Source organism: Azospirillum oleiclasticum (genome assembly GCF_013423485.1).
GTDB lineage: Bacteria > Pseudomonadota > Alphaproteobacteria > Azospirillales > Azospirillaceae > Azospirillum > Azospirillum oleiclasticum.
In genome coordinates this window covers 110,308-135,079 of sequence record NZ_JABFFR010000015.1, presented here as the reverse complement: position 1 = coordinate 135,079, position 24,772 = coordinate 110,308, and the positions used below count along the sequence as shown (strand labels likewise).

The 24,772-nt window shown below is 69.1% G+C and carries 24 protein-coding genes and 2 pseudogenes; 16 read left to right on the top strand and 10 right to left on the bottom strand.

Features of this window, described 5'->3' with window-relative positions; translation table 11 throughout:
- Positions 1 to 11: 11 nt before the first annotated feature.
- From HL658_RS18015 to HL658_RS17985, 7 genes are all read left to right on the top strand, one after another.
- A complete protein-coding gene (locus HL658_RS18015) occupies positions 12 to 851 on the top strand; it encodes a sugar phosphate isomerase/epimerase family protein (RefSeq protein WP_180284976.1) in 840 nt (279 codons plus the stop codon).
- A complete protein-coding gene (locus HL658_RS18010; RefSeq protein ID WP_180284977.1) occupies positions 848 to 1,804 on the top strand; it encodes an aldo/keto reductase in 957 nt (318 codons plus the stop codon). Before HL658_RS18015 ends, HL658_RS18010 begins: the two co-directional genes overlap by 4 nt.
- A gap of 61 nt (positions 1,805 to 1,865) precedes the next feature.
- A complete protein-coding gene (locus tag HL658_RS18005; protein WP_180284978.1) occupies positions 1,866 to 2,495 on the top strand; it encodes a nuclear transport factor 2 family protein in 630 nt (209 codons plus the stop codon).
- The gene (locus HL658_RS18000; RefSeq protein ID WP_180284979.1) at positions 2,492 to 3,559 is read left to right on the top strand and encodes a maleylacetate reductase; all 1,068 of its coding nucleotides are present in this window, start codon (positions 2,492 to 2,494) and stop codon (positions 3,557 to 3,559) included. The genes HL658_RS18005 and HL658_RS18000 overlap by 4 nt, the downstream gene beginning before the upstream one ends.
- Before the next feature lie 17 nt (positions 3,560 to 3,576).
- Positions 3,577 to 4,467, top strand: a complete 891-nt coding sequence (locus tag HL658_RS17995; RefSeq protein WP_180284980.1) for an intradiol ring-cleavage dioxygenase — start codon at positions 3,577 to 3,579, stop codon at positions 4,465 to 4,467.
- Positions 4,464 to 5,267 carry a shikimate dehydrogenase family protein gene (locus tag HL658_RS17990; RefSeq protein WP_180284981.1) on the top strand — a complete coding sequence of 268 codons (804 nt, stop codon included), beginning with the start codon at positions 4,464 to 4,466 and terminating at the stop codon, positions 5,265 to 5,267. Before HL658_RS17995 ends, HL658_RS17990 begins: the two co-directional genes overlap by 4 nt.
- Complete coding sequence (locus HL658_RS17985) at positions 5,264 to 6,076, top strand: sugar phosphate isomerase/epimerase family protein (protein WP_180284982.1); 813 nt, start codon at positions 5,264 to 5,266, stop codon at positions 6,074 to 6,076. Before HL658_RS17990 ends, HL658_RS17985 begins: the two co-directional genes overlap by 4 nt.
- Before the next feature lie 16 nt (positions 6,077 to 6,092).
- Here the strand turns inward: HL658_RS17985 and HL658_RS17980 are convergent, their stop codons facing one another.
- Together HL658_RS17980 and HL658_RS17975 are read right to left on the bottom strand one after the other, a co-directional pair.
- Positions 6,093 to 7,013 (bottom strand): alpha/beta fold hydrolase, encoded by a 921-nt coding sequence (locus HL658_RS17980; RefSeq protein WP_180284983.1) that lies wholly within the window; start codon positions 7,011 to 7,013, stop codon positions 6,093 to 6,095.
- Positions 7,014 to 7,037: 24 nt separating this feature from the next.
- Entirely contained in the window at positions 7,038 to 7,880 is an 843-nt protein-coding gene (locus HL658_RS17975; RefSeq protein ID WP_180284984.1) for an alpha/beta fold hydrolase, read from the bottom strand.
- 147 nt (positions 7,881 to 8,027) lie between these two features.
- Here HL658_RS17975 and HL658_RS17970 point away from each other — a divergent pair, with 147 nt between their 5' ends.
- Complete coding sequence (locus HL658_RS17970) at positions 8,028 to 8,621, top strand: TetR/AcrR family transcriptional regulator (RefSeq protein ID WP_180284985.1); 594 nt, start codon at positions 8,028 to 8,030, stop codon at positions 8,619 to 8,621.
- A 187-nt stretch (positions 8,622 to 8,808) separates the two neighbouring features.
- On the opposite strand, the pseudogene HL658_RS17965 reads toward HL658_RS17970, so the two are convergent.
- From HL658_RS17965 to HL658_RS17950, 4 genes and pseudogenes are all read right to left on the bottom strand, one after another.
- A pseudogene (locus tag HL658_RS17965) lies at positions 8,809 to 8,997 on the bottom strand (IS3 family transposase); the annotation flags it as partial.
- 133 nt (positions 8,998 to 9,130) lie between these two features.
- The gene (locus HL658_RS17960; protein WP_180284986.1) at positions 9,131 to 9,904 is read right to left on the bottom strand and encodes an SDR family NAD(P)-dependent oxidoreductase; all 774 of its coding nucleotides are present in this window, start codon (positions 9,902 to 9,904) and stop codon (positions 9,131 to 9,133) included.
- A 24-nt stretch (positions 9,905 to 9,928) separates the two neighbouring features.
- Complete coding sequence (locus tag HL658_RS17955) at positions 9,929 to 11,128, bottom strand: arabinose transporter (protein ID WP_180284987.1); 1,200 nt, start codon at positions 11,126 to 11,128, stop codon at positions 9,929 to 9,931.
- A 69-nt stretch (positions 11,129 to 11,197) separates the two neighbouring features.
- The gene (locus HL658_RS17950; RefSeq protein ID WP_180284988.1) at positions 11,198 to 12,544 is read right to left on the bottom strand and encodes an amidohydrolase family protein; all 1,347 of its coding nucleotides are present in this window, start codon (positions 12,542 to 12,544) and stop codon (positions 11,198 to 11,200) included.
- A 134-nt stretch (positions 12,545 to 12,678) separates the two neighbouring features.
- Here HL658_RS17950 and HL658_RS17945 point away from each other — a divergent pair, with 134 nt between their 5' ends.
- Positions 12,679 to 13,584, top strand: coding sequence for a LysR family transcriptional regulator (locus HL658_RS17945; RefSeq protein ID WP_180284989.1), 906 nt, complete (start codon positions 12,679 to 12,681; stop codon positions 13,582 to 13,584).
- A 177-nt stretch (positions 13,585 to 13,761) separates the two neighbouring features.
- Here HL658_RS17945 and HL658_RS38205 read toward each other — a convergent pair whose 3' ends face one another.
- Positions 13,762 to 13,947, bottom strand: a complete 186-nt coding sequence (locus HL658_RS38205) for a hypothetical protein (RefSeq protein ID WP_425485348.1) — start codon at positions 13,945 to 13,947, stop codon at positions 13,762 to 13,764.
- Here HL658_RS38205 and HL658_RS37165 point away from each other — a divergent pair.
- A pseudogene (locus HL658_RS37165) lies at positions 13,944 to 14,135 on the top strand (ISKra4-like element ISAzba1 family transposase); the annotation flags it as partial. The gene HL658_RS38205 and the pseudogene HL658_RS37165 sit on opposite strands and share 4 nt — an antisense overlap.
- Positions 14,136 to 14,516: 381 nt before the next feature.
- On the opposite strand, the gene HL658_RS17935 reads toward HL658_RS37165, so the two are convergent.
- On the bottom strand, positions 14,517 to 15,767 hold the full coding sequence (locus HL658_RS17935) for an ROK family transcriptional regulator (protein WP_180284990.1): 1,251 nt from the start codon (positions 15,765 to 15,767) through the stop codon (positions 14,517 to 14,519).
- Between the two features lie 313 nt (positions 15,768 to 16,080).
- On the opposite strand from HL658_RS17935, the gene HL658_RS17930 reads away from it, so the two are divergent.
- The 6 genes from HL658_RS17930 to HL658_RS17905 all read left to right on the top strand — a co-directional run bounded on the left by HL658_RS17930 (position 16,081) and on the right by HL658_RS17905 (position 22,643).
- Positions 16,081 to 17,331 (top strand): urea ABC transporter substrate-binding protein, encoded by a 1,251-nt coding sequence (locus HL658_RS17930; protein ID WP_180284991.1) that lies wholly within the window; start codon positions 16,081 to 16,083, stop codon positions 17,329 to 17,331.
- Positions 17,332 to 17,401: 70 nt separating this feature from the next.
- Positions 17,402 to 19,051 (top strand): urea ABC transporter permease subunit UrtB, encoded by a 1,650-nt coding sequence (urtB, locus tag HL658_RS17925; protein ID WP_180284992.1) that lies wholly within the window; start codon positions 17,402 to 17,404, stop codon positions 19,049 to 19,051.
- Complete coding sequence (gene urtC, locus HL658_RS17920; protein ID WP_180284993.1) at positions 19,048 to 20,163, top strand: urea ABC transporter permease subunit UrtC; 1,116 nt, start codon at positions 19,048 to 19,050, stop codon at positions 20,161 to 20,163. Before urtB ends, urtC begins: the two co-directional genes overlap by 4 nt.
- Positions 20,160 to 20,909, top strand: a complete 750-nt coding sequence (gene urtD, locus HL658_RS17915; RefSeq protein WP_180284994.1) for an urea ABC transporter ATP-binding protein UrtD — start codon at positions 20,160 to 20,162, stop codon at positions 20,907 to 20,909. The genes urtC and urtD overlap by 4 nt, the downstream gene beginning before the upstream one ends.
- Positions 20,910 to 20,924: 15 nt before the next feature.
- Positions 20,925 to 21,641, top strand: a complete 717-nt coding sequence (urtE, locus tag HL658_RS17910) for an urea ABC transporter ATP-binding subunit UrtE (RefSeq protein WP_246337674.1) — start codon at positions 20,925 to 20,927, stop codon at positions 21,639 to 21,641.
- 30 nt (positions 21,642 to 21,671) lie between these two features.
- On the top strand, positions 21,672 to 22,643 hold the full coding sequence (locus HL658_RS17905; protein WP_180284995.1) for an acetamidase/formamidase family protein: 972 nt from the start codon (positions 21,672 to 21,674) through the stop codon (positions 22,641 to 22,643).
- Between the two features lie 169 nt (positions 22,644 to 22,812).
- On the opposite strand, the gene HL658_RS17900 is transcribed toward HL658_RS17905, so the two are convergent.
- Both HL658_RS17900 and HL658_RS17895 read right to left on the bottom strand, forming a co-directional pair.
- A complete protein-coding gene (locus tag HL658_RS17900) occupies positions 22,813 to 23,766 on the bottom strand; it encodes an SMP-30/gluconolactonase/LRE family protein (RefSeq protein ID WP_180284996.1) in 954 nt (317 codons plus the stop codon).
- A 54-nt stretch (positions 23,767 to 23,820) separates the two neighbouring features.
- Positions 23,821 to 24,771, bottom strand: coding sequence for an ABC transporter permease (locus HL658_RS17895; protein WP_180284997.1), 951 nt, complete (start codon positions 24,769 to 24,771; stop codon positions 23,821 to 23,823).
- Position 24,772 lies beyond the last annotated feature (1 nt).

Here is a 24,772-nt window from a genome sequence, read left to right as displayed (position 1 = left end):
GGACGTGGGACATGCCCCCCTTGTCTCTTCATCACCTCACGATGATCGACGCCCATCCGGCCGATCTGGTGGAGGCCGCCGCGGCCGGCGGGTTTGATCACTGCGGAATCCGGCTCGTGGCACCACGCCCCGGCGATCCGCTGGTGCCGATCGTCGGCGATGCGACGGCGGTCCGTGCGGTCGAACGCCGGCTCCGCGACACCGGCGTCCGCCTTCTGGACATCGAGGCGATCTGGTTGGCTCCCGACACCGACGTGCAGGCCCTGCGCCCGGCCGTCGAGACCGGCGCCCGGCTCGGAGCGCGCTTCGTGCTCGTCGTCGGCTTCGATTCCGACCGCCCACGCCTGGTCGCGAACCTGGCGGCGCTGTGCGCGCTCGCGGGCTCCTGCGGGATGCGCGTGATGGTCGAGTTCATCACTTACAGCACGATCCCGACGGCCGACGCGGCGCTGTCGCTCATCCGCGACAGCGGCACCGACGCGGGTGTCCTGATCGACACGCTGCAGTTCTTCCGGTCGGGCGGATCGCCGGAAGCGCTGTCGGCCTTCGACCCGAACCTGTTTTCCTACATGCAACTCTGCGACGCGCCACGGCAGGCGCCGCCCGACGTGGAGGGCCTGCGGCGCGAGGCACGCGGCGCCCGCCGGCTGCCGGGCGAGGGAGAGCTGCCGGTCGATGCGCTGCTGGAGCGGCTGCCCACGGGCATCCCGCTCAGCCTCGAAGCCCCCGGCACACGGCTGGCCGGATTGCCGCTCCACGAGCAGGGCAGGCTAGCCGGCGCCGCGGTCCGTCGCTTCCTTGCGACGCTTCCGCACCAACATTCCCTCCGACACGAGGATTTCCAACCATGATTGAACCAACGGAGCGCCGACCGGCCGGACCGGCTTCGGTCTCCCGCCTCGGCATCGGCGGCGGCAGCCTGTTCAGCGCCGCCGGCGACGACGGCGTCGCCGCCATGGTCGACGCCTGCTGGAACGCCGGGCTGCGCTACTTCGACACCGCGGCCCTGTACGCCGGCGGCACGAGCGAGATCCGCTACGGCCGGGCATTGGCCGGGCGACCGCGTGGCGACTTCACCCTCACCACCAAGGCCGGCCGCAGCGTGGTCGAGGGTGAAATCCGCGTCGACTATTCCTACGACGGCATCCGCCGGTCGATCGAGGGCAGCCTGGAGCGCCTGCAACTCGACACCATCGACATCGCCATGCTGCACGACATCGAGCCGAAGTACCACGGCGACCGCTTCGAGGCGCTGTTCGCCCAGGCGATCGACGAGGGCTATCGCGCCATCGACGACCTGCGGGCGGCCGGTGCCGTGCGCGGGATCGGCGCCGGCGTGATGGACTGGCGCACCTGCCTGAGGCTGGCGGAGGCGGCGCCCTTCGACGGATTCATGCTCGCCGGCGACTACACGCTGCTGCACCAGGATTCCCTGCCTCTGCTCGACCACTGCCACCGGTACGGCATTGCCGTCCTGCTCGCCTCGCCCTTCAACACCGGGGTGCTGGCGACCGGCGCGGTGCCGGGCGCGCGCTACATGTACGCCGAGGCGCCACCCGACGTGCTGGCCCGCGTCTCCGCCATGGAGGAGGTGTGCCGGGAACACGACGTGCCGCTGGCCGCCGTGGCGCTCCAGTTCCCCTACGGCCATCCGGCCGTGGGCAGCGTCGTCATCGGCATCCAGTCCCCGCAGGAGCTCGCCGACAACATGGCGCATCTGCGCCGGCCGATCCCGCCGGCTGTGTGGGCTGCCCTGAAGCACCGCGGCCTCATCGCCGAAGCGGCGCCGGTACCCAATGCCTGATCCGCACATCCCGTCATCCCTTGTCCCCGGCCGCGATCCCGCACCGAAGGAGACCCCCGACATGACCGATTCCGCACAAAGCGGCAGCACGCCCGACCATTTGGCGTTGCGCGACCTGATCGAAAACTGGGCCGTGTGGCGCGACGCCGGCGAATGGGACCGCTTCCGCACCGTCTGGCACCCCGAAGGACGGATGATGGCCACCTGGTTCCAGGGCGGATTCGACGAGTTCATCAGCGTCAACCGGAAGGGCTGGGAGCGCGGCGTGCGCATCCTCCACTTCCTGGGGGGCTCGTCGATCGACATCGCCGGGCCGCGGGCGGTGGCCCAGACCAAGATGACCATCTCGCAGCGTGCCGCGGTGCACGACGTGGTCTGCGACGTGGTGTGCACCGGCCGCTTCTACGACTTCTTCGAGAAGCGCGACGGCCGGTGGGGCATGGTGCTGCGCCAGCCGATCTACGAGAAGGACCGTCTGGACCCGGTGGACCCGGACGCGCGGCTGACGCTGGACGCGGCGCTGCTCGCCCGGTTTCCCGAGGGATACCGGCACCTCGCCTATCTGCAGACCTCCATCGGCTACGTCGTCAAGGCCGACATGCCCGGCCTCGACGGTCCGGCGGTCGAGGCGCTGTACGCGCGGGGCCGGTCCTGGCTCGAGGGTCACCCGTTGCTGGAGGCCGCGGAATGATCCCTGGCTTCGTCTATCAGGGCACGCCGTCACGCGTGGTGTTCGGGACCGGCACCCTGGCCCGGCTGCCCGAGGAGGTGGACCGGCTCGGCCTGCGGCGCGTGCTCGTGCTGTCGACGGCCCAGCAGGAGCGCGAGGCACGGGATCTGGCCGCCCGGCTCGGCAACCGGGCGGCCGGCGTGTGCGCCGGTGCGGTCATGCACACGCCCGTGGAGGTGACCGCGCGGGCTGTCGAACACGCCACGGGCCTGGGAGCCGACGGGCTGGTGTCGCTGGGCGGTGGTTCGTCCATCGGCCTGGGCAAGGCGATCGTCCTGCGCACCGGCCTGCCCCACATAGCCGTGCCGACGACCTACGCCGGGTCGGAGATGACACCCATACTCGGTCAGACCCGGGACGGCATCAAGACGACCCAGCGCGAGCCCGGCCTGCTGCCCGGCACCGTGCTGTACGACGTCGATCTCACCCTCAGCCTGCCGGTGCCGATGTCGGTGACCTCGGGCATGAACGCCATCGCCCATGCGGTCGAGGCGCTGTACGCACGGGACGGCAACCCCATCGTCACGATGATGGCGGAAGAGGGCATCGCCGCGCTGCTGCGGGCACTGCCGGCCATCGTCGGCAATCCGACCGATGCCGCCGCGCGGTCCGACGCGCTGTACGGCGCGTGGCTGTGCGGGATCTGCCTGGGTTCGGCCGGCATGGCCCTGCATCACAAGTTGTGCCATGTGCTGGGCGGGACCTTCGACCTGCCGCACGCCGAGACCCACACCGTCGTGCTGCCGCACGTCGTCGCCTACAACGCCCGCGCGGCGGCATCGGCAATCGGCCGTGTCGGCGCGCTGATGGGGACAGCCGATGCCGGGACGGCGATGCAGGCCCTCGCCCGCCGCCTCGGCGCGCCGACCGCGCTGCGCGATCTCGGCATGCCGGAAGCCGGGATCGAGCGGGCGGCCGAACTGGCGGTGCGATCGCCCTATTGGAACCCGCGGGCCGTCGATCGCGACTCCCTGCATGCCCTCCTGGCCCGGGCCTGGGCCGGCGCCCCACCCATGATCGACTGACGGCGGGGGAACATTCCATGCGCAATTTCAGCGAAACGACCATCACCGGGGCCGTCCTGCAACGGCTCCAGGCCACGCCGGACCCGCGCGTCCGCCACATCAGCGAGGCGCTGGTCCGGCATCTGCACGCCTTCGTGCGGGAGATCGAGCCGACGCAGGAGGAATGGAGCGCCGCGATCGGCTTCCTGACCAGGACCGGCCACCTCTGCACGCAGACACGGCAGGAGTTCATCCTGCTGTCGGATGCGCTTGGCGTGTCCATGCTGGTCGACGCGATCAACCACCGCAAGCCCGCCGGAGCGACCGAGACCACCGTGCTCGGCCCGTTCTACGTCGAAGGCCCACGGGAGTTCGCGGACGGCGCCGATATCTCCGGCGGCATGACGGGCACGCCGATGCTGGTCCGCGGCATGGTCGCCGGCACCGACGGACGTCCGCTCCGCGGAGCGGTGCTCGACGTCTGGCACGCCGACGAGGGCGGCTTCTACGATGTGCAGCACGCGCCGGAAGCGCGGGCCGGTCGGGGTCGCCTGTTGACCGACGCCGAAGGGCGTTTCCGGTTCTGGTCGGTGCGCCCGTCCAGCTACCCGATTCCGCATGACGGCACCGTCGGTGCCATGCTGGCGGCACAGGGACGCCACCCCTACCGCCCGGCGCACGTCCATTTCATCGTCACCGCCGCCGGCTTCGAACCGCTGGTGACGCATCTGTTCATCGCCGGCGACCCCTACCTCGATTCCGATGTCGTGTTCGGGGTGAAGGACTCGATCATCGTCGATCTGGTCGATCACCCGCCCGGCACCGCCCCGGACGGCCGCGTCGTGCCGGAGGCTTACGTCGAGCTCTCCTACGATTTCCGGTTGGCGCCCGCCGGCCCCTGCCCTGCCCCGCCGGGAGGACCCGCATGACCATCGAACTGAGCGGCGCCACCCGCGTCATCGTCATCGTCGGCGATCCGATCGCCCAGGTGAAGGCCCCCGGCCGGCTGACAGCCGCGTTGCGCGAGCGCGGCCATGACATCATCGTCGTCCCGGTGCACGTCACGGCCGACGACGTGGACGCCCTGATCACCGCGTTGGGGCCGGTTCGGAACCTCGATGGCATCATCGCGACCGTGCCGCACAAGTTCGCCGCGCACCGCCATTGCGCCACGGCCAGCGAGCGCGCCCGCTTCCTCGGTGCGGTCAACCTGATGCGGCGCGGGGCCGACGGCGCATGGCATGGCGACATGCTCGACGGCGTGAGCTTCCTGCGTGCCATGCGCCGGGCGGGGCAGGACGCCGCCGGACGCCGGATCCTGCACGTCGGGGCCGGGGGTGCGGGCCGTGCCATCGCTCTGGCGCTCGCGGGAGCCGGCCCGGCGGATCTCGCCATCCACGACAGCGACGCCGGGCGCCGGGATGCCCTGGTCGCCGAGCTGCGCCGGGAGGGATTCGCGGCGGCCCGCGCCGGCTCGGCCGATCCGTCGGGGTTCGACATCGTCGTGAACGCGACCCCGGCAGGGATGCGGCCGGAGGACCCGCTGCCGGTGGACGCCGCCGGGCTGTCGGCCGGCATGCACGTCGGCGACGTGGTCACCGCGCCGGAGATCACACCACTTCTGGTCCGCGCCCACGCCGCTGGCGCCACGGTCCAGACCGGCATCGACATGTTCGACGCGCAACTCGACCTGATGGTCGCGTTCCTGACGGGAAAGGCGGACGCATGACGACCCACCACCGGCCGCTGGGCGGCAGCACCTTCTCCTTCATGTGGGACCGGCCGCTGCTGCCGGCTCTGCGCGCCATGCAGACCCTGGGCCTGAACGACTTCGACGTCATTCTGGCACCCGGGCATCTCTGGTACGACGAGCTGTCCCCCTCCGCCCGCGCCGACCTCGCCCGCGGCCTTTCGGACGAAGGACTGCGCATCGACTCCCTGAACCTGCCGGCCCTGGACGTCAATCTGGCGAGCTGCGTCGCCGAGGTGCGCGACTTCTCCGTGCGGCTGTACCGGGAGACCTTCCGGCTCGCCGCGGATCTGGGCGTGCACAACGTGGTCGTGGTGCCGGGCCGCGTGTCCACCCTGCTTCCGCCGAAGCCGGCCGACACGCTGGGCTGGCTGCGCGACAGCCTGGAGCGGCTGCTGCGGATGACGGAGGACACCGGCCAGCACCTCCTCGTCGAGCTCCACCCGCTGACGCCGATCCCGACCACGCCCGGGATGCTCGCCTTCATGGACGGCATCGCGGATCCGCGGCTGCTCATCGCCTATGACGTCGCCAACGCGGAATTCGTCGGGGAGACACAGGCGGACGCGCTGCGCAGCGCAGCGTCCCGCCTCGGGCAAGTCCACCTGTCCGATGGCACCCGCAAGGCGTGGCGCCACGACCGGGTCGGGAGCGGGACCGTGGATTTCAAGGCCGTCCTGGCGACCCTGGACGAGTTGGCCTTTGCCGGCACCGCGATCCTGGAGGTGATTTCCCCCGATCCGATCGACGACCTTACGGAGTCGATGCGGCGCCTGCGCCCCGGCTGACCGGGGCGGGCGTCGGTCAAGCCGGGGCACGCCCTCGTGCATGGGTCCCCAGGAAAGGCCGCAACGCGGCAAGGACCTCGTCGGGCGCGTCCTCCGGCTGCAGGTGGCCGCCGCTGGTCGGCATGCCCGTCACGTCGTCGGCCCAGCCCGACCAGACCGTGACCGGGTCCGGCCTCTCCTCCGCGGCGGGCCAGAGGACCTGGACCGGACAGGCGAGCTTGCGGCCCGCCGCCCGGTCCGCCGTGTCCAGCGCCAAGTCCTCGGTCAGCGCCGCGCGGTAGTCCTCGCAGATCGCATGGCGGACGGCCGGATCGCGGAAGGCCGCACGGTAGACGTCGAGCGCCGCGGGCTCGACCCGCTCCAGCCCGCCCGCCATCGAGGCCAGGGCGCGATCGATGAACGCGTCCGGCGCGGCGGCGAGCAGACGCTCGGGAAGATCGGCGTCCTGTGCGAGGAAGAACCAGTGGAAGTTCTTCCGCGAGAAGCGGTGATCGACCCCCGACAGGGCGTCCGCCGTCGGCACCACCGTCAGCGAGGAGAAGGCCACCACCGCATCGGGATGATCCAGCACCAGCCGATAGCCGACCCGGGCGCCGCGGTCGTGCCCGACCACCGCGAAGCGCTGGTGCCCCAGGCTCTGCATCAGGGCGACGAGGGAGGCCGCGACCCGCCTCTTGGTCCAGCGCGGCTGCATGGTGTCCGGCCGGCTGCCGCCGTAGCCCGGCAGGTCGGGGATCACGAGGGTGTGGGACCGCGCGAGGTCGGGGGCGACCTTGCGCCAGGCGATGTGCGTCTGCGGGTAGCCGTGCAGAAGCAGCACCGGCGGCCCCTCGCCCCCGACGACGCCCGCGAACCGGACGCCCGCGGCTTCCGCGTCTAGACGCCGGAAACCGGGATAGAAGGCGGGCGATGCCGCGGGGTGGGTGATGGGAGTCATGCGGGTGTGTCCTGGCTGTCCCGGTCAGGCGTGCGCGAAGGCCGCGAGTTCGCGGTTGAAGCGCTCGGGGCGCTCGTAGAAGGGCACGTGCGCGGCGCCCTCGAAGACCGACATGCGGGCCGCCGGATTGAGATCCAGGACGCGCTGCGACATTTCGAACCGCGTGTGGCGTTCCTCGTCGCCCCAGGTGACCAGCAGGCGGGGCACCGTCGCCCAGACATCGTCGAGCCCGTCGTCGTCGAGCGTCGGCACGGCCAACTGCACCGCCCGCGGCACCATGCCGTTGAAGACCAGCATGCGCCGGAAATCCGCGTCCGGCGGTGGCACGGCGAAGCAGGCGGCAAGGAAGCTCGCGATGGCGTCGGCGCGCTCGGCGAAGTCGGCGGACGACAGCGCTTCGACATGGGCGAGTGCCGCCTGTCCCAGAAGCTCGGGCGCCAGCCTGGTCACGGCGCCGACCAGGTTGAGGCCGGCGATCCGATCCAGTCCGTAGCGCTTGAGGTAATGGCCGGCGACGAGCCCGCCGAGCGACCATCCCACGATGATGGGCCGGGAAAGGCCCGCAGCCTCGATGACGGCGTGCAGGTCCGCCGCCCACAGCGCGGGGTCGGCATAGGCGGCGACGTCGTCCGGCTTCGATGAATCGCCGTGCCCGCGCAGGTCGTAGCTGACGATCCGGCAGGTCTCCGCGAGCGTGCCGGCGGTCTGGCGCGACCAGCTCAGCCGGCTCTGCCCAAGTCCATGGACCAGCAGGATTTCCGGTCCGGAGGTCGGGCCGTGCGTGGTGGCGGCGAGCGTCAGCCCGTCGGGCGTGGACACCGTGAAGTGATCGCCCGACCGGGCGGTCCGGGATGACGGATCCGACATGATGGTCCTTGTCTGTAGTGATCGCTACAAACTACGCGCTTGCGTTCCGCTGTCAAGCGGTTTGTAGTGATCGCTATGGACACACATCCTCCATCACGCCGCCGCGGCCCGCGGACCTTCGACCGGGATCAGGCGATCCGGACCGCCATGCGGCTGTTCTGGCGGCACGGCTACGAAGGGGTTTCCATCAACGACCTTACGAACGCCATCGGGATCGCGCCGCCCAGCCTCTACGCCGCCTTCGGCAGCAAGGCGGGGCTCTATCGCGAAGCGCTCGACCACTATGGTGGCCTTCCGGGTGCGCTGAGCGATCTGGATGCCGACGAAACGCTCGAAGGCACGGTGTCGCGCCTTTTGCGCAACGCCGTTGACGCGGTCACCGACCCTCGCGGAGAAGGCGGATGCATGGTCTCGACCGGCATGATCCAGTGCGCGCGCGAGCACGCGGAACTCGCGTCCGACGTGGCGGACCGGCGGCGCGGAATGCACGCCACGATCACCGGCGCGCTCAAGCGCTGGCTCGATGACGCCGCCGCCGTCCCGCTTGCGCGTTTCCTGGTCACCGTCCTGCAGGGACTGTCGGTCCAGGCGCGTGATGGCGCCACGCGGTCTGACCTCGATCATGTTGTCGAAGAAGTCGTTGGCGGTGTGATGGCACGCATCCGATCGGGCGAATTGCGCGTGCGCTCTCAGCCGCGGTTAGAAACGGCACTGAACCGCACCGGCATCAACGGAGGTTGAAACTTTTCGAGAGTCCGAATCATCAACTGCCGATGAGGCGTCTCTGACGCGGTGGTAACGTCTACATGAGTTGGGGTTATCAATATCCTGCGCCGCGGTATCGCGAATGTTGGGACCGTCGTCCAGTTCCCTGCCCCACGCAGCCCCATGAAGCGCGCCGGGATTGTCGGAGGCAGTTTGGTTTGAGTCAGGCGACCAATGCCGGTGTGTCCGTCATGGTGTGGAAACGTGCCTCGGCTTCGGCTGGCGGGATGTTGCCGATGGGTCCCAGGATCCGCCGGTGGTTGAACCAATCAACCCATTCCAGGGTGGCGTAATCGATGGCCTCGAAGGAGCGCCATGGCCCACGCCGATGGATCACCTCGGCCTTGTAGAGTGTCAATCGGACTCGAAAAACCAACCACCATCGGCTTCGAAAACCCAGCCATGCTTTTGGTTGTGGGCCCCCCTGGGCAACGGGCGGTCGGGGGATCAGGAGCGGTTCTTGAGTTTCATGGGAATCGTCCTTCTTACGCCTTGGGCAGCGCCACGCCCGAAATCCCGGCGCAGATCTCGATCAAGCGATCCTGCAAGTTCGGATCGAGCGCCTGCGGATTCGGCTCCCTGCGCTCCATGTGGTAGAAATACTTGCCCGTCACGTCGGCCTTGGGATCATCGCCGGCCGCGAGCCAAGCTTGCGTCAGATGCGATTGCTCCATGTCATCGGGAGCGCTAGGGCCGCCCATCTTTGTAGGTACCCAGCCCGGCTCGAGAGAGTTGGAGAAGACGTCCGGCCAACGGCGTGCGACGGCGAAGGCCAGCATGGCAACGTGCAGCTTGCTCTCGGCATATGCTTCCGAGCCGTTCCAGCGCCGCTTCTTCCACAGGATGTCGTCGAGATTGGCGTCGGCGTGATGGTGCATCGCCGACGACAGATAGACGAGCCGCTTCGGGCACTCGATCAGTGCCGTCAGGATGTAGGCGGATAGCGTGTTGATCGCAAAGACATGCGGCAGGCCATCGGCGGTCACGCGGTGCGCCTCGCGGTAGCCGACGGCGGCATTGTGGATGATCGCGTCGAACTTGCCGAGGGCATTGACCTGCGCGGCTATGTCCTGGGCACCGGCGATGGTCGCGACGTCACCCGTGACGATCGCATCGGCTTCCGGCAGTGCCTTGCGGGCGTTCTTCGCCCGATCGCTATTGCGGGCATGGAGGACGACCTCGTGACCTTTCTCGACAAGCAATTCCGCGGCCATCAGCCCGAGGCCCGCAGAAGAGCCGGAAATGAAAATGCGTGACACGAGTTTTCTCCTTTCGGGAGTGTTTCAGGATTGCGGACTGCGGGCTGTGACGACCAACGTCGCACCTGCCAATGCGCAGCCCGCGCCGAAGAGGTAGACGGCGGCGTAGCCGAACCGCCCGGCAATGACGCCCGCAACCGGCCCCGAGAAGCCGTAGGCGATGTCGAGGAAGGCGACGAAGGCGCCCATGGCGCTGCCGCGATTGGCCGGCAGCACGCGCTTCAGCGCTTCGACGCCGAGGGACGGGAAAATGAGCGCGCAGCCGAGCCCGGTGACCAGCGCGCCGGCAAGCGCCATCACGTCATTAGGGGCGAACCAGATCATCGCTTGGCCGACAGCTTCGATCACCAGCGACCACAGCGCGACGCGATAGCCGCTCATCCGGTCGGGCAGATGTCCGAGGACGCCCCGCACGAAGATGAAGCCGATGCCGAAGGCGGTCATGACGAGACCGGCATTGTCCCAGTGTCGCGCCGCGAAATAGAGCGAGGAGAAGGCCGTCAGGCCCAAGAGGCCGACGCCCTGCAGCATCAGGCCAAGCCCCTCACGCCAGATCTGGCCGATGACCCTGTAAAAGGGCAGCCGGGGACCGGCGGGCGTGGCGTAAGAGATCTCGCGTATCGCGACGGCGGCGGCCACAAGCGGCGCGACGATGCAGGCGATCATCGCAACCTCGAGGCCATAGCTCTGGTAGAGCAGCATGCCGATCGGTGCGCCGATGGCGAGCGCGGCGAACATGGCGATGCCGGTCCAGGACATCGACATGCCGGCGCGCCCGGGCCCCACCGAGGCGATCGACCAGGACACGCAGCCGGTGACGAATTGGCTCTCGCCGAGACCGGCCGCAAGCCGGCCCACGACGGCGATCGCAAGGCTGGCTGTGGGAGAAAGACCGGGCATCGCCGCAACGAAATAGAGCAGGCCTGCGAGCGCGCTGACCGCCGCGCCCTGCAGCGCCGAGCGCTTGCCGCCATGCTGGTCGGTGAGACGGCCTGCATAGCCTCGCGTCAGCACGGTCGCCAGAAACTGGATCCCGATCACCAGACCGACGACGAGCGTGCTGAAGCCGAGCTTATCATGGACAAAGAGCGGGATCACCGGCAGCGGCAGTCCGACGGCGAGATAGCCGCAGAAGAGCGCGGCGATGATGCCCGGCGCGGGACGGGTGAGGAATTGCGGTGCGGCGGTGGGCTGACCCGCACCATTGACGGCGAGTGCTGACATGACAGCCTTCGTGAGACGAGTTGGGATTTGAAGGCGCCGCCTCTGTCGCGTGGCGGCGTCCATGGCAGTTCAGGCGGCCGCCTTCGTGCGCGCGCTGGACCCTTCCGGCCGATAGCCGCTGACCTCGAGCAGATAGTCGAGCGAGCCATTCACCTCAGTCTGCAGCTTCGGCAGATCGACGCCGATCAGCCTGCCGCCGCGCTTGCGGATCTCGCCCGAGACCATGACAATGTCGACATTTGAGCGTTCCACCGCCTGGACGACGGTCCCTACTGCGTCGGTGACCGGGAAGACTGCGACACCGTCGGTACGCACCATGATGAGGTCCGCCTCCCGGCCGACCACGAGCGAGCCGATGCGGTCCTGAAGGCCCGCGGCGCGGGCGCCGTTGACGGTCGCGGCATCGAGCACCGCCTGGACCGAGATCGGCGCCGGTACGCTCTCCTCGCCGCGGAACCGGCGATAGCGCATAGCCGAGCGCTGCTGGCCGAACAGTGCGTGCATCTCGCCGAACAGGTCGCTGCCGAAGGCTGTGTCGAGATCGATACCGAGCGCCGGCGTCAGGCCATGGTCGATCGCCTGCTGATAGGCAAAACTTTCGTCGTCGAAGCCGAACAGCGCATCCGAGCGTGGATTGATCGTCACGTTCACGCCAGCGGCGGCGAGACGCTTCCAGGTTTCTTCCGGCACGCGCGTGCAGTGGTTGAAGATGTTGTGAGGCCCGAGCAGGCCTGGCTCATCGAACTCCGGCCCAAGCTTTGCCAGATCGCCGATGAACTCGGTAAGAATGCGCATGTCGAGCGCCCGCGCCGTGCGCCACCAGTCGACATTGAGCTGGCCGAACAGGCCGACCCGCACCAGCCCTTCGCCATGGTTCCAGTTGTCGGCCAGACGTTTCAGATCGCCAGGAATGTGTGCGGACGAGGCCCGCTTGTCCATCGCGGCACCCACCATATGCAGGGCCCGGATGCCGCTGTCGTCGAGCGCGTCGAGCGCCGCATCAGTGTGCGCGGAACTACGTGACGAATGGCAGGCGTCGATAACCGTGGTGATGCCGGCATCAAGGCAGGCAAGCGCCGTCAGCTTGGTGCTGAGATACATGTCGAGCGGGCGATAATGGGAGCCCAGCTTCTCGACGACGACGTGGATATAGGCAAAGAGATCGTCGACGTTCGGCATCATGCGGCGCATCACGCCGAGCCACATGTGGTGGTGCGCATCGACGAGGCCGGGCATGACGATGCCGCCGCGGGCGTCAATGACCTCGGCATCCGCCACCTGAAGATTCGCGCCGATGGCGGCGATCCGCCCGTTCTCCACCAGCACGTCGCCGACCGGCGGTGTGGCGACGGCCTTGTCCATCGTGATGATCGTGCCGCCGCTGAAGAGGGTGCGGGTATGGCCTTGCGTGCTCATGATCCAATCCTTTCTTAATTTCGACCTTGGGCTCCCAAGCGATATCGCGCGCCTCCATCCTTGAATTAAGTGCGATTGTGTCAGATCATTCCTGACAAAAAATCAGACGTTGATGTATTGGAGTGTTGGTCCGCATGGCGTTCGATGGAAGAATCCTGTCCGGCGTCAGCGTGCTGGCGGCCGTGGTCGAGGGCGGCAGCTTCGTCAAAGCGGCTGAGTTGATCGGCATTACCGATTCCGGCGTCAGTCGCTCGATCAGCCGGTTGGAGGCTCGTCTGGGCGTGCGCCTGCTCGATCGCACGACCCGCTCGGTCGCGCTGACTGACGAGGGCCACCGCTTCTACGAGGAGGCCAAGCCCCATCTCGACGCAATTGAAGACGCTGCCGTGGCAGTATCCGGAGCAGCCTCCGCCGTGCGAGGGCGCCTGCGGGTTGACATCGACCCCTTCTTTCTGCCGCTGGTGCTCGCCGGGCGGCTCGGGGGGTTTTGCGAGCGCTATCCCGATCTGATAGTGGAGTTCCTGACACGCGACTATATCGGCGATCTCGTCGCGGACGGCATCGATCTCGCGATCCGCTTCGGCCAGCCGCGCGGCGCAACGCTCATCTCACGCAAACTGATCGAGGCGCCGATCCTCACGCTCGCGTCCCCGGCCTATCTCGAGCGTTTCGGCCGGCCGGGGCATCCCTCCGAACTTGCCCGGCATCGCTGCCTGCAGTTTCTCGATCCGGCATCAGGCCGCCCCTTCGAGTGGGAGTTCATCCACGGGAACGAGAAGATCGATGTGCCGACCACGGGACCTCTCACGTTCACCGACCCAAAATCCATGCTGGAGGAATGCCTTGCCGGGACCGGCATCGCCCAGGTCATCGGCTGGGGTGTCGGTGTGCGGCTGGCTGCCGGCGACTTGATCGATCTCTTTCCCGACTGGCATGGCGAGCGCTTCCCGCTTTATGCCTATCATCCCTCGCGTCAGCATCCGCCGGCCAAGGTCCGCGCCTTCATCTCGTTTTGCGAGGATGTCGCCCGGAGCCTCTAGTTGGCGGCCAGCTTCGGCGCAGGCCGATCCCTGCCGCTGAACTGACGCGCCGCCCAATCCATAAAGACGCGCGCACGCGGAGACAGCTACCAGCTTCTCGGATAGAGCAGCGATACCGGCTCTGGCAGTGGAGGCGTTTCCTTCAACAACTCCCCAAGCGGTACACCGCGCGCAGCATCAGCGCCGTGAGGATCGCCAAGTCGGAGTAGGTGCGCTGACCGACCGGACGTCCGACTTCACCGCGCGCAGGGTGTCCAGCAGAGGCGGCAGCCGTTCTTCCACCGCCAGCGCGATGGGGCGGAACCGGACGAGGTCGAAGCCTTCGGTGAGACGAGCGGTGTTGTCAAGGCGGACGCCGAGCAGCGGCCCGTAGGTCTGGTAGGCCAGTGCCGATCAGGAAACGGGTGGCGGCGGGCCAGCAGATGCGCTGGTCATCCCGCGGTGCGCACCTTGTGCTGACTGTGAGGACCCCAGCGATGAACGGTACACTCGACGCCGATGTCCATGCTGCCGAGCCGTTCGCTCGACCTCCACATCACCGAGCCGCGTGACACCTCCAGGTCCTCAACGGTCTCTCAGCCGGTTGATCCTGCCCTCGACCGGCCCGGTGAAGCAGGGTGTCTGCAACGCAGCCCGAGCGCGAAGCCATCCAGCATGAATGGCCAAAGTCAAGGGAAGGCGGGCTCCTGTCCACCGACAACCTCTGCGGCTACAAGCAGGTGGCAAGCGAGAGATGTAAGGGACAGGTGCGACGGCTGGGTGCAGATAATTTTGTACAGATGCAGCTCCAGCTTGGCGCCAAGTTCAGCAATCAGGCGTAAACTTCATACATCCGACTTTTCACACACCGACATTATTATGTTATTACAAAGAATTAGCCAGCCCCTATGCGCAAACTTTATTGGCATTGAACACCGCCGCCCACGTTCCCTTTACCCGAGCGCCGCCGCTTCCTCGCCCGACCACTCCCCGGTCCCGGCGGCCGGCCGGCCGGCGCGGCCGTCGACCGTCTGGGCGAACAGGAAGGCGTCCAGCCCCATCAGCTCGGTGGCCCGCAGGTAGCTGATGCGGCTGACGATGAAGGCGGGCACCGGGATCTGGCTCGGCCCGGTGAACGCCTCGAGCGCCCGCTGGATGGCCTCCACGAACGGGCGGGCCGCCGCCAGCGGGCCGGCCAGGATGATCTGCTCGGGATGCACCAGCGCCACCACGCTGAGAAAGCATCGGGCAAGCTGATGGCCGGCCTCGGCAAAGACCGCCACCGCGTTGGGATCGCCGGCGTTGGCCTGGCGGATGGCGTGCGGCAGGCCCAGGTGCAGGCCGACGTCGGCGGTTGGCGATCCGTCGATGCCGCCGGGGTGCCCCAGCTGGCGCAGGATCGCCCGGCCGGAGGCCACGTCGGTCAGGCGCGACGGCTCGCCGCCCACGCCGCCGACCAGGATGCCCTCGATGCCGCTCTCGTGCTCGGCCCCCACCGTAAGCAGGCCGTTGCTCATCAGGCTGGCGCTGATGCCGAGCCCGGCGTGCAGCAGCAGGCTGTGCGGCGTGATCCGCCCCTCGCCGTAACGGGCCTCGGCGATATGGAGCGCGTTGGACACGCTCTGCAGGCGCACCGGCACGTGCAGCGCGTCCTCCACCAGCGCGCCCAGTGGGCGGTCGTGCCAGCCGATGCCCGGCACGCTCACCGCCGAGCGCCGCCGGGCGTCGACATCGCCCGAGATCGAGACCGCCACCCCGCCCAGCCGGTCCGCCTTGACGTCCGGCCGCTTCTGCACCGCCTCCACCTGCTGGCGCAGGTAGGCCACCACCTCGTCCGCGGTGGCGCCCGGCAGGCCGGGAATGGACCCCTCCAGCACCCGCTGCCCGGTCGAGCCGACCACCGAGAACTTGTGTTCATAGGCGGTCAGCGCCACGCACAGGACATAGACGCCGTCGTCGCGCAGCCACAGCCCGACGTTGGGACGGCCGCGCGCCGGCCGGGCGGCGGGCGGCTCCATCTCCATGACCAGCCCGTCGGCGATCAGGTCGCGGGCGATGCGCGACAGCGACGCCTCCGTCAGGCCGGTTCGCTTGGCGAGCTGGCTGCGCGAGACGCCCGGCAGGCGGCGGATCTCCGAAAGAATGCGGGAGCGGTTGAGGTGCCGTATCTGCTGGGAATTCGGGGAAACGGTCGCCGACGGCATCGCAGACACGGAATCATAAGGACGGGTGGGTGGCGCAAGGCTGAGCCGACTGTCCCGGCCTGTCAAGGCGCTGCCGGATCGCGCCGGAACAATGGTCACGATGTGGGCGGATTGTCCATCGGGCATGCGCTTGCATGAATTTTGGGCGTCCCGGCGCCGGCGGCGCCAGGGTGGACATGCGCGGCCATTTTCCATGAGGAATAAGAAACTATTCAAAATCAGTGGTTTAAATATTCTTACACTCTGTAAGAAATATGGCACGAGGCTTGCTGATAAGGTCGGCGCGGGACATTGGCAAGAAGCGAGGTCATCCATGATGCGCATCACGTCAGCGATCGGGCGCAGGACGTTGCTGAAGACGGCGGCCGCGGTGGGCGGCGCGCTCAGCATGCCGGCGATCATCCGCAGCGCGGCGGCGGCTGAGCCGGTCAAGATCGGCTGCCTGTTCTCCTCATCCGGGACCATGGCAAACATCGAGGGGCGGTTGAGCCACGTCTGCCGGATGGCGGCGCAGGAGATCAACGCCAAGGGCGGCGTGCTCGGCCGACCGGTCGAGGTGACGGTCACCGACCCGGCGTCGGACTGGCCGCTCTACGCCCAGCTCGGCCGCCAGCTCCTGCTCCAGGAGAAGGTGGCCAGCCTGTTCGGCTGCTGGACCTCGGTGTCGCGCAAGTCGGTGCTGCCGGTGGTCGAGCAGAACAACGGGCTGCTCTTCTACCCCCTCCACTTCGAGGGCGAGGAGAACTCCAAGAACGTCGTCTACCTCAACTCCCCCCCGGCCAGCTCGGTGCTGCCGGCGCTGGAGTACCTGATGAGCGACGACGGCGGCAAGGCCAAGCGCTTCTACATGCTGGGCTCCGACTACGTGTGGCCGCGGACCATCAACAAGATCTGCAAGGGCTACTGGACCTCCAAGGGCTTCAAGGAGACGAGCTGGCGCGAGCAGTACGTGCCCTTCGGCTTCTCCAACTTCCAGACCATCGTCAACGACATCCGCAAGTTCGCCAGCGAGCCGGGCGGCCAGCCGATCATCGTGCTCACGGTGGTGGGCGACTCCATCCCCGCCTTCTTCAAGGAGATCATCAGCCAGGGCATCCGCGCCACCGACATCCCGGTGCTCGGCCTCGACGTGCTGGAAGCCGACCTGGAGGGGCTCGACACCGCCCCCATGGTCGGGCACCTGAACTGCTGGGCCTATCTGCAGAACGCCAGCTCGCCGCACAACGACCGCTTCAAGGCGGCGTGGAAGAGCTACGTCGACACCAACCGGCTGCCCTTCCGCAACAACGTGGTCATCGACCCGATGGTGTCGACCTACGACGGCGTGCACCTGTGGGCGGCGGCCTGCCAGAAGGCCGGCACCACCGACACCGACGCGGTGCGGGCGGCCTTCGCCGGGCTCACCTTCGACTGCCCGTCGGGCTACAAGATCGGCATGTCGGCGGAGAACACCTACGTCTCGCGCGGTGTCTTCATCGGCTCGGTCAACGACCAGCAGGCCTTCGACATCCTCTGGCAGTCGGACGGCGCGCCGAAGCCGGTGCCCTTCAGCCCCTACGCCTGACCCCCTACGCTAGACCTGGGAGCGGACGGCGGCGGGGCTCCGGCTTCCCGCTGCCGTCCGTCGGAGCGACATGAGCGAACGTCCACGTCACCGCCCGCCGCCCTGGCGCCAACTCGCCCACGCGCTGCTGGCGCTCGCGGCGCTGCTGGCCGCCCCGGCCCGTGCCGACGAGTCCTACGGGCGTGATGCGGTGGTGCGGCACCTGTGCGAAGCGAAGTCCGAGCCGATGGCGCAGGCCATCGGCGCGCTGCTGACGGCGGTCGCCGCCGGACGGGAGGAGGCGGCCTGGGGGGCCCGGATCGTCGCCGCGCTTGACGGCAAGCGGCTGCTGTGCGCCCCCGCCGGCCCGCGCTTGCTGCGCGACGGCGCCGTCCTGCGCGACCCGGTGACCGGGCGGGAGGCGGTGGCGCCGGACCGGCTGCCGAACGCCCCCTTCGTCAACCTGCGCACCCGCGCCTGGGTCGAGGTGGCGACCGCCGCGCTCGCCCTGTTCGCCGAGCCGGGAGGGGCGGCGGCTTCGGCGCAGGTGGCGGTACTGGAGAAGCAGTACGCCATCGTGCCGGAAACGGCGCTGGCCGCCCTGGTGGAGCGCCAGCCGGCGCCCGACCTGCGCGACCGGCTGCTGCTGGTGCGCGCGCTGCAGTCGCTGGAGGCGCCGTCGGCAGACGCGCGGGTGTCGGCGATCGCCACCATCGCCGGCGATCCCACCGCCCGCAACCGTACCCTGCTGGCCGCGCTGGCGGCGCGGCCGGACTATGCCGCCGACCCGGCGGTGCGCGCGGCGCTCGATACCGCCATGGCCCACATCGACACCTGGCTGCGGGTGGGCGAGGTGGGGGCGGTGCTGTTCAGCGGGCTCAGCTACGCCAGCATCCTGTTCATGGCGGCGCTGGGGCTGGCGGTGATCTTCGGGCTGATGGGAGTGATCAACCTCGCCCAGGGCGAGCTGATCATGATCGGCGCCTATGCGACCTGGCTGGTGCAGGAGGCGTTGCGCGCCCTGGCCCCGGCGCTGCTCGACTGGTACCTGCTGCTGGCGGTCCCCGTCGCCTTCGCCGCGGCGGCGGCGGTGGGCATGGCGATGGAGGCCACGGTGATCCGCCACCTCTACCGCCGGCCGCTGATGACGCTGCTGGCGACCTGGGCGATCAGCCTGTTCCTGGTCAACCTGGTGCAGGTGCTGTTCGGCACCCAGAACCTGGAGTTCGTCACCCCGGCCTTCCTCGCCGGCGGCACGCGGGTGGTGGCCGACTTCATGGTGACCTGGAACCGGCTGTTCGCCATCGCCTTCGCGGTCGGCATACTGGCGCTGGCGCTGCTGGTGCTGCACCGCACGCCGCTCGGCCTCTTCGTGCGGGCGGTGACCGAGAACCGCGACATGGCGGAATGCGTCGGCGTCTCCACCCGCCGCATCGATCTGCTGAGCTTCGGCGTCGGCTCCGGGCTGGCCGGGCTCGCCGGGCTGGCGCTGACGCCGATCTACAACGTCAATCCGACGATGGGCACGAACTTCATCGTCGATTCCTTCCTGGTCGTGGTGCTGGGCGGCGTCGGCAACCTCGCCGGGACGCTGATCGCCGCACTCGGCATCGGTCAGATCAACATCGTCATCGAGCCGCTCTACGGCGCGGTGGCGGCCAAGGTGATCGTGCTGCTGATGATCATCCTGTTCATCCAGTTCCGTCCCGAAGGCATCTTCTCCGTGAAAGGGCGCCGATGAACGCTCTCGCTCCCACCATCGTCCGGCGCCGCGGCTTTGCCGTGCCGCAGGGGCTGGCCGGGCCGGTGGCCGCCGTCCTCGCCGCCGCCGCGGTCGCGGTCGTCGTCGCCGGGCGGACCGATGCCGGACCCTCGGTCTACCTGATGAACCTGGTGGGTCAGGCGGCGGTCTACGGCCTGCTGGCGGTGGCGCTCGACCTGATCTGGGGCTACGCCGGCATCCTCAGCCTGGGGCACGGGCTCTATTTCGCCATCGGCGGCTATCTCATCGCCATGCATCTGGTGACCGTCGCCTTCCACACCAGCGGCACGCCGCCCGACTTCATGCTCTTCATGGGCTGGACGGAGCTTCCCGTCTACTACGCGGGCATGGACATGCTGGGCTACAGCGCCGCGCTGATCCTGCTGCTGCCGGCGCTGGTGGCCTTCCTGTTCGGGCTGGTGTCCTTCCGCTCGCGGGTGACCGGGGTCTATTTCGCGATCATCACCCAGGCGCTCGTCTATGTGGCGATGCTGCTGTTCTTCCGGAACGACACCGGCTTCGGCGGCAACAACGGAATGACCGGCTTCACCCACATCGCCGGCCAGCCGCTGTCGGAGCGCGGCACGGTGGCCGTGCTCTGCGCGCTGTCCCTGCTGGCGGCCGCGGCGGCGTTGTTCGGGCTCGACCGGCTGGTGCGCTCGCGCTTCGGCCACATGCTGGTGGCGGTGCGCGACGACGAGGCGCGGCTGCGCTTCCTCGGCTACGACACGCTGTGGATCAAGCTGGCGGTGTGGTGCCTTTCGGCGGTGCTGGCGGCGGTCGCCGGCGCCCTTTACGTGCCACAGGTCGGCATCGTCAACCCGCGGGTCCTGTCGCCCGAGCTGTCGCTGGAGATCGCCGTGTGGGTGGCGATCGGCGGGCGCGGCACGCTGGTCGGCGCCTTCCTCGGCGCCGTCGTCATCACCACGCTGAAGTTCCTGCTGACCGCCTGGATCCCGGTGCTGTGGCCCTTCGTGCTGTCGGCCCTGGTGCTGGTGGTGGTCATCACCCTGCCCAACGGCTTCCTCGACGCCGGCGGCGCCCTGGCCCGGCTGCGGCGGCGCGCCGCCGGCGGGGAGGGCCGGGCATGACGGACGGTCCCGCCCTCTACGTCGACGGGCTGTCGGTCCGCTTCGGCTCGCTGCGCGCCATCGACAACCTGTCGCTGCTGGTCAACCGCGGCGAAATCCGCGCCATCATCGGCCCCAACGGGGCCGGCAAGACGACGCTGCTCGACATCGTCACCGGCAAGACGCGGCCCGACACCGGCACCGTGCTGCTCGACGGCGGGCTCGACCTGCTCGCCATGTCGGAGCCGCAGATCGCGCTCGCCGGCGTCGGCCGCAAGTTCCAGAAGCCCAGCGTCTTCGAGGCGCTCAGCGTGCGCGACAACCTGCGCCTGGCACTCCGCGCGCCCGGCCGCTCGATCTTCGCCGAGATGGGCCACCGCCTGGGCGCGGCGGAGGAGGCGCGCGCCGAGGCCATGCTGGAGCGCATCGGCATGGCCGGCATGGGCGCCCGGCGGGCCGGCGTGCTCTCCCACGGCGAGAAGCAGTGGCTGGAGATCGGCATGCTGCTGCTCCAGGAGCCGCGGGTGCTGCTGCTCGACGAACCGGTCGCCGGCATGAGCGACAGCGAGACCGACCGCACCGCCGAGCTGGTGCTGTCGCTGCGCGCGCCCGACCGCGCCATCGTCGTCATCGAGCACGACATGTCCTTCGTCGAGCGCATCGCCGACGTGGTCACCGTGCTGCACGAGGGGCGCACGCTGGTCGAGGGTTCGATGGCGCGCGTCCAGGCGGACGCCCGCGTCCGCGACGTCTACCTCGGCCGCTGAGAAGGAGGGACCGCCATGACCCTGACCGCCATGACCCTGACCGTCGACGCCCTCAACCAGCACTACGGCAGCAGCCACATCCTGCGCAACGTCTCCTTCGCCATGGCGGAGCGCCAGTGCCTGGCGGTGCTGGGCCGCAACGGTGCGGGCAAGACGACGCTGCTGCGCTGCCTGATGGGACTGCTGCCGGCCAGCTCCGGCAGCATCCGCTACGGCATGGTTGAGCTCGCCGGGCTGCCGCCTCACCGGCGCATCCGCACCGGCCTCGGTTATGTGCCACAGGGGCGGGAGATCTTCACCAACCTGACCGTCCGCCAGAACGTCGAGATCGCGGCGCGCGCCACCGGGGCGGCCCGGTCCGACGTCGATGCCGCCTTCGAGGAGGTGGTGGCGCTGTTCCCCGTGCTGGGGGAGATGCGCAACCGCCGCGGCGGCGACCTCTCGGGCGGGCAGCAGCAGCAGCTCAGCATCGCCCGGGCGCTGGCCACGCGGCCGTCGCTGCTCATCCTCGACGAGCCGACGGAGGGCATCCAGCCGTCCATCGTCCAACGCATCGAGGAGGTGATCGCCTCGCTCAAGCAGCGCATCGCCATCCTGCTGGTCGAGCAGTACCTCGACTTCGCCCGCAGCATTTCCGATCGCTACGTCGTGCTGTCCCGCGGCGCCGTGATCGAGAGCGGCGCCTCGGCCGAGATGGACCACGACCGCATCAAATCCTTCGTTTCCGTCTGACCCCACACCCGTGGACCCGGAGATTCATCCATGCATGAGTTGCTCGCCACCCCCGAGAATGTGTTCTGGGGCTATTTCGACGCCGACACGCCGCCGGTGATGACGGTGGAGTCCGGCGCGGTGGTGAAGATCCACACGCTGCCCGCCTGCTTCCCGGAGGACCTGCCGCCCGACGCGTCGCTGGTCACCCCCGACCACCGCGCCGCCATCGAGACGCTGACCCCCGGGGGCGACGGTTCCAAGGTGGTGGTCGGTCCGGTCGGGCCGCACATGGTCACCGGCCCGATCCACGTGAAGGGCGCCATGCCCGGCGACGTCCTGCAGGTCGACATCCTGGACGTCGAACTGCGCCAGGACTGGGGCTTCTGCGCCATCCTGCCGCTGCTCGGCACGCTGCCGGAGGAGTTCACGGACTACGAGCGCATCCACATCATGGTGGACCGCGCGCGGCGGGTGGGGGTGCTGCCCTGGGGCACCGCGGTGCCGCTCGATCCCTTCTTCGGCATCCTCGGCGTCGCCCCGCCCAAGGAATGGGGGCGGGTCGGCTCGCCCGAGCCGCGCGCCTTCGGCGGCAACATGGACAACAAGGACCTGCGCCCGGGCACCACGCTCTACCTGCCGGTCTTCAACGAGGGGGCGCTGTTCTCCGCCGGCGACGGGCACGGCTGCCAGGGCCACGGCGAAGTCTGCATCACCGCGCTGGAGACGGCGCTCAACGGCACCTTCCGCCTGACCGTGCGCAAGGACATGCGGATCACCCAGCCCTTCGCCGAGACGCCCAGCCACCTGATGTCGATCGGGCTCAATGTCGACCTCGACGAGGCGGCCCGCCAGGCGGTGCGCGAGATGGTGCGGCTGGTCTGCGAGCGCTCCCGTCTCACCCGGAACGAGGCCTACATGATGTGCAGCCTGGTCGCCGACCTGCACGTGACGCAGCTCGTCGACATCAACAAGGGCGTGCACATGCTCTTCCCCAAGACCTACCTCGGCGGTCTGCAGTAAGCTAGGCGATCCGGGAGAGTTGATGCTCCGGCAATGATCCGACCTCTCCCGACGACGCGCTGGACCGGCAGAAGCTGCTGGACGAGCTGAAGGCTGAAGGCGCTGCTTCCTGAAGAGCGCCTTCGGCGTCACGGTGGTGCGGCCGCGCTGTCCGCCGGCACCGCCGCCGTCACGGTGCCTGGGCGCCCCGGATGCCGGTGGCGATGGCGTAGACGCCCGTGGTGGCCGTGATGTAGAGCACGTTGCGCCGCGGTCCGCCGAAGGTCAGGTTCGACACCGTTTCCGGCACGCGGACCATGCCCAGCGGGGTGCCGTCCGGGGCGAAGCAATGGACGCCGTCGGCGGCGCTCGACCACAGATTTCCGTCTCCATCGACCCGGATGCCGTCGGGCACGCCCTCCTCGATCCGTGCGAACACCCGTCCGTTGGTCAAACGCCCGTCGGCCACGTCGAAGGCCCGGATGTGGCGCGGTGCGGCGGGATCGTCCGACGCGCCGCTGTCGGCGACGTACAGCGTGCGCTCGTCCGGGGAGAAGGCGAGGCCGTTGGGTTGCAGGAAGTCGTCGGCCACCACCCGCAGCGCGCCGCTGCCGGGGTCGATGCGGAAGACGTAGCGGCCCGCCAATTCCGGTTCCGCCCGGCTGCCCTCGTAGTCGCTCATGATCCCGTAGCTGGGGTCGGTGAACCAGACCGCACCGTCGCCCGACACCACCACGTCGTTGGGCGAGTTCAGCCGCCGGCCCTCATGGGCGGCGGCGAGCACGGTCACGCGGCCATCCGGCTCGGTCCGGGTGACGCTGCGCGATTCGTGCTCGCAGGTGACGAGGCGACCCTGGCGGTCGCGGGTGTTGCCGTTGGCGTAGTGCGAGGGCGCGCGGTACAGGCTTGCCCCGACGCCGTCGATCCAGCGCAGGATGCGGTTGTTCGGGATGTCGCTGCACAGCAGGAAGCCGCCGTCGGCGAACCACGCCGGCCCCTCCGCCCACAAGAGCCCGCCCATGATCCGGCGCAGCGTGGCGGTCTCGCGGACCAGCGTCGCGAACCGGCGGTCGTGGGCGACCACCACCCCGGCGGGTGGAGGTGCCGGCGCCACCGGTGCCAGCCTGTTGCAGACCTCGTCCATGATCCGGAAGCTCCTTGCGCGGTTTGACGGCGGCATGGGGTGACGGGCGCCGGCTCAGCCAGCCCGCCCGGTATCCCGGCCATAGGCGAACAGCATGGCGATGATCACCAGCCCGTAGATGATCTGCCGGCCGGCGTCGGGCATCTGCATGACTGACAGCACGCTCTGGAGCACGACGATCAGGATGGTCCCGAGCACGGTGCCCGTGTAGGTGCCTCGCCCGCCCAGCACATGGGTGCCGCCGATCACCACGGCGGCGATGCCGGGCAGCAGATAGGCGTTGCCCATCCCCTGGTAGGCCTTGGTCGAGTATCCCGCGAGCAGACAGCCGGCCAGCGCCGCGCAGGCGCCGCAGATGGCGAAGCAGCCGACGATCACCCGGTTGGTCGGGATGCCCGAGAGGTAGGCCGCGGACTCCCGGTTGCCGATGGCGTACACCGCACGGCCCATCGCCGTGCGCGTCAGCAGGACCACCAGCAGGCCCGACACCGCGGCCCAGACCAGGGCGGCCATCGGCAGGCCGAGGACATGGCCGGTGGCGAGGAACTCCATCAGGCCCGTCGAGCGGCTCTGCGGGGCGTGGCCGCCGGTGTGCAGGACCATCAGGCCCTGGAGCACCGTGTTGACGCCCAGCGTGAAGATCATCGAAGGCACCCGCAGCCAGGCGACGCCCAGCCCGTTGACGACACCCACCGCCAGCCCGACCGCCAGCGCCACCGGCACCGCCGCCGGACCGCCGACGCTGGTCGCCATCATCGCCGCGGCGGTGAGGGTCCAGGGGATCGACAGGTCGATGTGACCGAGCAGGATCACCATCATCAGCCCGCCGGCGATGAGGCCGAGGAAGGCCGCGATCTGGAGTTGCTGGGACAGGTAGGCGGGGGACAGCATGGTGAGCCCGCCCCCGGTCGACAGGGTGTAGAGCGATCCCACCGCCAGGATCAGGAGGATCGACCCCGCGGCGAAGAGGGCCGGCTTGTCGAGGGCCGTCAAGGGGTTGCGCATC

Bases quoted from the DNA above. Each gene is read 5' to 3' on its own strand.
- HL658_RS18015 (WP_180284976.1), top strand. From the start codon at position 12: ATGCCCCCCTTGTCTCTTCATCACCTCACGATGATCGACGCCCATCCG.
- HL658_RS18010 (WP_180284977.1), top strand. From the start codon at position 848: ATGATTGAACCAACGGAGCGCCGACCGGCCGGACCGGCTTCGGTCTCC.
- HL658_RS18005 (WP_180284978.1), top strand. From the start codon at position 1,866: ATGACCGATTCCGCACAAAGCGGCAGCACGCCCGACCATTTGGCGTTG.
- HL658_RS18000 (WP_180284979.1), top strand. From the start codon at position 2,492: ATGATCCCTGGCTTCGTCTATCAGGGCACGCCGTCACGCGTGGTGTTC.
- HL658_RS17995 (WP_180284980.1), top strand. From the start codon at position 3,577: ATGCGCAATTTCAGCGAAACGACCATCACCGGGGCCGTCCTGCAACGG.
- HL658_RS17990 (WP_180284981.1), top strand. From the start codon at position 4,464: ATGACCATCGAACTGAGCGGCGCCACCCGCGTCATCGTCATCGTCGGC.
- HL658_RS17985 (WP_180284982.1), top strand. From the start codon at position 5,264: ATGACGACCCACCACCGGCCGCTGGGCGGCAGCACCTTCTCCTTCATG.
- HL658_RS17980 (WP_180284983.1), bottom strand. From the start codon at position 7,013: ATGACTCCCATCACCCACCCCGCGGCATCGCCCGCCTTCTATCCCGGT.
- HL658_RS17975 (WP_180284984.1), bottom strand. From the start codon at position 7,880: ATGTCGGATCCGTCATCCCGGACCGCCCGGTCGGGCGATCACTTCACG.
- HL658_RS17970 (WP_180284985.1), top strand. From the start codon at position 8,028: ATGCGGCTGTTCTGGCGGCACGGCTACGAAGGGGTTTCCATCAACGAC.
- HL658_RS17955 (WP_180284987.1), bottom strand. From the start codon at position 11,128: ATGTCAGCACTCGCCGTCAATGGTGCGGGTCAGCCCACCGCCGCACCG.
- HL658_RS17950 (WP_180284988.1), bottom strand. From the start codon at position 12,544: ATGAGCACGCAAGGCCATACCCGCACCCTCTTCAGCGGCGGCACGATC.
- HL658_RS17945 (WP_180284989.1), top strand. From the start codon at position 12,679: ATGGCGTTCGATGGAAGAATCCTGTCCGGCGTCAGCGTGCTGGCGGCC.
- HL658_RS17935 (WP_180284990.1), bottom strand. From the start codon at position 15,767: ATGCCGTCGGCGACCGTTTCCCCGAATTCCCAGCAGATACGGCACCTC.
- HL658_RS17930 (WP_180284991.1), top strand. From the start codon at position 16,081: ATGATGCGCATCACGTCAGCGATCGGGCGCAGGACGTTGCTGAAGACG.
- urtB (WP_180284992.1), top strand. From the start codon at position 17,402: ATGAGCGAACGTCCACGTCACCGCCCGCCGCCCTGGCGCCAACTCGCC.
- urtC (WP_180284993.1), top strand. From the start codon at position 19,048: ATGAACGCTCTCGCTCCCACCATCGTCCGGCGCCGCGGCTTTGCCGTG.
- urtD (WP_180284994.1), top strand. From the start codon at position 20,160: ATGACGGACGGTCCCGCCCTCTACGTCGACGGGCTGTCGGTCCGCTTC.
- urtE (WP_246337674.1), top strand. From the start codon at position 20,925: ATGACCCTGACCGCCATGACCCTGACCGTCGACGCCCTCAACCAGCAC.
- HL658_RS17905 (WP_180284995.1), top strand. From the start codon at position 21,672: ATGCATGAGTTGCTCGCCACCCCCGAGAATGTGTTCTGGGGCTATTTC.
- HL658_RS17900 (WP_180284996.1), bottom strand. From the start codon at position 23,766: ATGGACGAGGTCTGCAACAGGCTGGCACCGGTGGCGCCGGCACCTCCA.
- HL658_RS17895 (WP_180284997.1), bottom strand. From the start codon at position 24,771: ATGCGCAACCCCTTGACGGCCCTCGACAAGCCGGCCCTCTTCGCCGCG.